Origin of the sequence: Brucella ciceri (assembly GCF_041930145.1) — a bacterium.
In the GTDB taxonomy this organism is placed as follows: Bacteria; Pseudomonadota; Alphaproteobacteria; order Rhizobiales; family Rhizobiaceae; genus Brucella; species Brucella intermedia.
The window spans coordinates 1-2500 of record NZ_JBHEEV010000027.1 but is presented as its reverse complement, the minus strand read 5'-3'; the positions used below and the strand labels follow the sequence as shown (position 1 = coordinate 2500).

Here is a 2500-nt window from a genome sequence, read left to right as displayed (position 1 = left end):
GGCTTTTGTGAATGAAGTGGAACGAGTTGGAAAACTCGACCGAAGTGGGTGATAGTCCCGTACACGTAGAATAGCAGAAGTCCTTGAGTAGGGCGGGACACGTGAAATCCTGTCTGAACATGGGTCGACCACGATCCAAGCCTAAGTACTCGTGCATGACCGATAGCGAACCAGTACCGTGAGGGAAAGGTGAAAAGCACCCCGACGAGGGGAGTGAAACAGTACCTGAAACCGGATGCCTACAAACAGTTGGAGCCCAAGATTTGTTCTGGGTGACAGCGTACCTTTTGTATAATGGGTCAGCGACTTAGTGTATCGAGCAAGCTTAAGCCGGTAGGTGTAGGCGCAGCGAAAGCGAGTCTGAACAGGGCGTTCAGTTCGATGCATTAGACCCGAAACCAAGTGATCTAGCCATGAGCAGGTTGAAGGTACGGTAACACGTACTGGAGGACCGAACCCATATCTGTTGCAATAGATCGGGATGACTTGTGGCTAGGGGTGAAAGGCCAATCAAACTTGGAGATAGCTGGTTCTCCGCGAAATCTATTTAGGTAGAGCGTCGACCGAATACCCCCGGGGGTAGAGCACTGGATGGGCTATGGGGACTCACCGTCTTACTGATCCTAACCAAACTCCGAATACCGGGGAGTACTAGTCGGCAGACACACGGCGGGTGCTAACGTCCGTCGTGGAGAGGGCAACAACCCTGACCACCATCTAAGGTCCCTAAGTTATGGCTAAGTGGGAAAGGATGTGAGGATCCCAAAACAACCAGGATGTTGGCTTAGAAGCAGCCATCATTTAAAGAAAGCGTAACAGCTCACTGGTCTAAATAAGGGTCTTTGCGCCGAAAATGTACCGGGGCTCAAGCCATACACCGAAGCTGTGGATGCACGTATGTGCGTGGTAGCGGAGCGTTCCGTAAGCCTGTGAAGGGACAGTCGTGAGACATCCTGGAGGTATCGGAAGTGAGAATGCTGACATGAGTAACGATAAAGGGAGTGAGAGACTCCCTCGCCGAAAGTCCAAGGGTTCCTGCTTAAAGTTAATCTGAGCAGGGTTAGCCGGCCCCTAAGGCGAGGCCGAAAGGCGTAGTCGATGGGAACCACGTTAATATTCGTGGGCCTGCAGGTAGTGACGGATCGCGTGTGTTGTACGTTCTTATTGGATTGAACGTGCAGCGAAGCGGTTCCAGGAAATAGCTCCTGCATATAGACCGTACCCTAAACCGACACTGGTGGACTGGTAGAGAATACCAAGGCGCTTGAGAGAACTGCGTTGAAGGAACTCGGCAAAATGCACGCGTAACTTCGGAAGAAGCGTGACCCTCATATGGGCAACCATGTGGGGGTGGCACAGACCAGGGGGTAGCGACTGTTTACCAAAAACACAGGGCTCTGCGAAGTCGCAAGACGACGTATAGGGTCTGACGCCTGCCCGGTGCTGGAAGGTTAAGAGGAGATGTGCAAGCATTGAATTGAAGCCCCAGTAAACGGCGGCCGTAACTATAACGGTCCTAAGGTAGCGAAATTCCTTGTCGGGTAAGTTCCGACCTGCACGAATGGCGTAACGACTTCCCCGCTGTCTCCAACGCAGACTCAGTGAAATTGAATTCCCCGTGAAGATGCGGGGTTCCTGCGGTTAGACGGAAAGACCCCGTGCACCTTTACTATAGCTTTACACTGGCATTCGTGTCGGCATGTGTAGGATAGGTGGTAGACTTTGAAGCAGTGGCGCCAGCCATTGTGGAGTCATCCTTGAAATACCACCCTTGCCTATATGGATGTCTAACTGCGGCCCGTTATCCGGGTCCAGGACCGTGTATGGTGGGTAGTTTGACTGGGGCGGTCGCCTCCTAAAGAGTAACGGAGGCGCGCGATGGTAGGCTCAGAACGGTCGGAAATCGTTCGTCGAGTGCAATGGCATAAGCCTGCCTGACTGCAAGACTGACAAGTCGAGCAGAGACGAAAGTCGGTCATAGTGATCCGGTGGTCCCGCGTGGAAGGGCCATCGCTCAACGGATAAAAGGTACGCCGGGGATAACAGGCTGATGACCCCCAAGAGTCCATATCGACGGGGTTGTTTGGCACCTCGATGTCGACTCATCGCATCCTGGGGCTGGAGCAGGTCCCAAGGGTATGGCTGTTCGCCATTTAAAGCGGTACGTGAGTTGGGTTCAGAACGTCGTGAGACAGTTCGGTCCCTATCTGCCGTGGGTGTAGGAATATTGACAGGATCTGTCCCTAGTACGAGAGGACCGGGATGGACGTATCTCTGGTGGACCTGTTGTCGTGCCAACGGCATAGCAGGGTAGCTATATACGGACGGGATAACCGCTGAAGGCATCTAAGCGGGAAACCCACCTGAAAACGAGTATTCCCTATCAGAGCCGTGGAAGACCACCACGTTGATAGGCCGGGTGTGGAAGTGCGGCAACGCATGCAGCTTACCGGTACTAATAGCTCGATCGACTTGATCACTCCCATTTACAATATCCATC

At 53.1% G+C, this 2500-nt stretch carries 1 rRNA gene (cut by a window edge); it reads left to right on the top strand.

Features of this window, described 5'->3' with window-relative positions:
• Positions 1-2480: ribosomal RNA gene (locus tag JNC63_RS21780) — 23S ribosomal RNA — on the top strand (it extends 325 nt beyond the left edge of the window).
• The last annotated feature ends 20 nt before the right edge of the window (positions 2481-2500 follow it).